Here is a 4,060-nt window from a genome sequence, read left to right on the forward strand (position 1 = left end):
CGCATTTCATTTTCAAGAATCGACAATACATCTAATACGCCTTTTTTCTTGGCGGCGGCTAAGCCATATACCCAAGGGCGGCCTATCATAACCGCATCTGCACCAGAGGCGATGGCGCGAACAATATCTAAGCCACTGCGAACGCCACTGTCGAGCAAGATTTTAATATCGCCTTGCACTGCATCGGCAATGGGAGGTAAGGCCTTGATAGATGACAATGCACCGTCTAACTGACGTCCACCGTGGTTAGACACAATCAAACCATCGGCGCCAAGTTGAGCCGCTTCTTTAGCGTCTTCAGCGTCTAAAATGCCCTTGATAATGAGCTTTCCTTTCCAGTTTTCACGAATAAGCTCCAAGGTTTTCCACGTTACGCTGGCATCAAAATTTTGATTTAACCACGCCCAAAAATCATCGATACCGGCATTTTCACCTAATACCGGAGCAATATTACCTAGGGTATGAGGTCGCCCCATCACCCCAACGTCCCAAGCCCAGCGAGGGCTTAAAGCGGATTGAATAAAGCGAGCGCTTTGACGGCGAAATACGCTGCCGCCCGACAAGCCTGAGCGAATATCCCGATACCGTGTTGAGGGTACGGGCATATCCACCGTAAATAATAAGGTATCTGTGCCCGCTGCCTGCGCACGCTCTAACATGGCTTTCATAAAACCGCGGTCTTTAATCATGTAAAGTTGAAACCACACAGGATTTTGTACGCCTTTACGCACTTCTTCGATTGAACAAGCGGATACAGTGGATAAACAAAAGGGCACGCCTTTTTCTTCTGCTGCTTGCGCCGCTAACACTTCACCGCGCCGTGCATTTAAGCCGGCAATTCCCACTGGCGCCAACACAACGGGCAACTTATAAGACTGACCAAATAAACTGCATGCAGTACTCACACTTGAGATGTCTCGTAATACTCGCTGTCGCAAAGCAATTTGCTGCAAGTCAGCGGTATTATTACGCAAAGTGGTTTCACTAAAAGCGCCGCCGTCGATGTACTCGAACAAATATTTGGGTAAGCGTTTTTTGGCTAGAAGTCGGTAGTCATCGATATTGGCAGGGATCACGTTCAAATCTCTATGTAATGGTTAATCAGTTTTTTGCCCTGTCTCTCAATGAGTCAGGGCAAAGGGATATTTGTTTTACTGCTACGCAACTAAGAATAGCTGCGCGTTTGTTGTCTATTGAAAGTATGCACTTAGTCCAAGCTTTCACCAATTAAGGCCAGGTTTTGAATGGCAGCCAAGCCCCACTGCGCCGCATCATTAGTAGATAGCCAAGGCGCCTCATCAATTGGGTTAAGCACCTGCGGACCAGCAATATGCTGTGTACCCGGTTGATGCTTACCGCCCCATTCTTTAGCAAATTCGTGCCATGCGCGTTTAGCCAAGGCTCTATCCCCTTCTTGCTGCGCCACATAAGCGGTTAAACGAGAGTGTGCAACCGTTAAGCTATTGCCTTTAAAGGCCACGCCCATAGCGGCTTCTTGCTCCGCTCGAGGCGCACTGTACAAACGGCCATACTTGAGCCAAGCCGCTTTAAACTGGGGTACATCAATCAGTTGATTCAACTCAGTACACACCTCAATCAAACCAAATACTGAGTTAAGGTGGGATAGTGAAGGCTCAACGTTAGGATAAGGTAATAGCGTTTTGGTACTCGGCTCATAACCAAAGGCTCCAGCAAAAAAGCCCAGTGGATGATCGCCAATAACCCGCATGGCGCGTTCTAACCACTGGCGATACTTTTTATCACCAGTGCGCTCCCATGCCGTTAGCCAATTCGCCGCGGCTGACCCAAAGTCGGTACCTACGCCTATCTTCGCTTTTCCGGGTAAGGGATTGTGTTGCGCTACTTTGCGAGTTGGATTTAGCGCTGCGAGCGCCTCATCGGCATTGATCACTTCGTTTAATACATCGCCCGTACGTTCATCACCGGTTAGGTAGTAATGAAAACGTCGATAGGCCGCGGTACTAATGCGCAGTTGCTTTGCGCTACATCCCCAATGTTGCACATTATGCCGAGTGCCCAAGCCTTTAAATTTGCCGGCGTGATACATATCAACATCACGATTGTGCCGTGTCATGTTTTCAGCTAAGCGAAACGTGGTCGCATCGCCAGTGCGCAAAAATGAATACCATAACCATAAATCAGGAGACAGTTCAGAATTATCCCAAGCATAGCCACCCACATCATAACGCCAAACATGTCGGTCGGTGTCGTAAGTGTGCATGATGTCGCCAAAGTTCCAAAACCCATACCAATGGCGTTGATCTACTTGCTTGTGATAATAATCCACCTGCCAATCTAAGCGATCTTCTATCGCGCTTTTTTCTGGATTAGTGCGATCAGGTAAACTGAATAACCCCCCAAACACACCAGAGGCAAGGTAGTCTTGTGGCGCAGCTACAATTTGCGCAGGCTGACGAATGGTATCGGCCATGGCAATAGTATCGGTTCGACTTGGTGTCGCATCTAATACAAACAAACTAAAGCTTGAGGTACGAGCTACGCCGTAAGCGCTGCCAAAACCAGGCTCGTAGTCTTCGTAAGTAATATTTAATGCATCGAGTTGTTGTTCATGTGTTTCTTGGCCCATGCCATCATGGTAAAAGCGCACATCCATAGCGGGGGCCTCAGGCGACCAAAACCAAAGGGTAGCTTGTGCAATATCGGCGCCTGCATTACGGATATCAATTTGCACCGGATGCAACTGCCAAAAATCACGCATGCCAAATAAGATCCCACCCGATGCACCGCCCAAATAAGCCACACCGCTGGCGCGCTGCCCTTGATCTGAATCAATCCATGCATGTCCGGCTTTAGTACGTTTTTTAAGATTAAATCCGTTAGCATTTAACTGCGAAAGAGTGTAATCATTCCAAACGGGGATCCAGTGCATGCGACTGCTAACACGCTCGTCCCATTCATTTAAGGGCGGCGTGGCAATACCTGCTATTTGCGCGTCGCGCACAAGCTTACCTGGGTCTCGTCGTAGGCCAGTAATTCCTTGCGGCGATTCCGCCCACAAGCCCTCGCCTTGGCCCACAAACCGCACATGTCGGTTATACAACTCATCCCGCTGCACCACGTCAAAACGTAAACCTAAACCCGAAATAAAGTCTTTTTGGTCATCACCGTCATAAATAAAGCTATGAGATAGTTGTACACTTTCACCACCGGCGTACACCGTTAAGCGCAGGGTAAAAGGCAACCAATCTCGTCCTGATTCGGTGCGTTGTGTGCCACTGATTTTGACAACGGCCTTAATGGGCCCGCTTTGTTCAATTTCGGCTTGCTCAATGCGCGACACAAATGACTCAACCATGGCCTGAGAGTCAGGCTCATTAACTGGCTGATCTTGACGCAGCCCCACTAAGGTCGCGTTTTGCGCAATCACTTTGCCATTACGTTCAAGCTTTTTAATGATGTATTGGCCAGACCGCGGAATAAGGCAGCTAAACACACCATTCTCAAGCACGATGTGCTGACTGTTGTTACTCACCTTTACAGGAAGTTCAACGGCAGGTCCCTTGCCCGCCATCACCTTAAAACTCTCGCCAAGATCAGCGTTGGCGGCAACGGCATGGGCAGTCCATTTAACGCTACCGTCGGGCCAATAGGCAGTGGGCCAAGATTGCACAGCCACCTTGTTACCTTGCTTATTAACTAAGCACAAGGGCTGGCTTTTTTGCAATTGCCCTTTGCGCCAAGGCTGTCCCCACGTTTGCCCAGCATTCAGATGAGGCGCCTGTCCATCCAGCCAAGTCAAGCTACCCGCTTGGCGACTAACAGCGGCCTGTTTTGTTTGGTTTGCCATGCTAAGGGCTTGGCCAGAGGTAGACATTGCCAAGGGTAAGGAAGCTGCCATGCTACTTTTAATAAGAAAATCGCGTCTGTTCATGTTGGGTCTCGAATCAGGTTGAACAAAGATCAATCTGCTAGTACGTTTGATTAACCTTAATTCACCTTTTTATAACATAGCCATCATACAATGACCAGTTATGATTACATTTGATTCTCATTGCCACTAAAAATCATCTATTAACCC

Annotated in this window: 2 protein-coding genes; both read right to left on the reverse strand. The window is 48.4% G+C overall.

Translation table 11 applies throughout. The features are described 5' to 3' along the window. Positions 1–1,076, reverse strand: a 1,076-nt coding sequence (locus NWQ57_RS08230; RefSeq protein WP_306021664.1) for an L-lactate dehydrogenase, incomplete at its 3' end; no start/stop codon positions are given. 131 nt (positions 1,077–1,207) lie between these two features. Then, a complete protein-coding gene (locus NWQ57_RS08235; RefSeq protein WP_306021665.1) occupies positions 1,208–3,913 on the reverse strand; it encodes a hypothetical protein in 2,706 nt (901 codons plus the stop codon). Positions 3,914–4,060: the final 147 nt, after the last annotated feature.

It is taken from the genome of Paraglaciecola sp. (genome assembly GCF_030730205.1).
GTDB lineage: Bacteria > Pseudomonadota > Gammaproteobacteria > Enterobacterales > Alteromonadaceae > Paraglaciecola.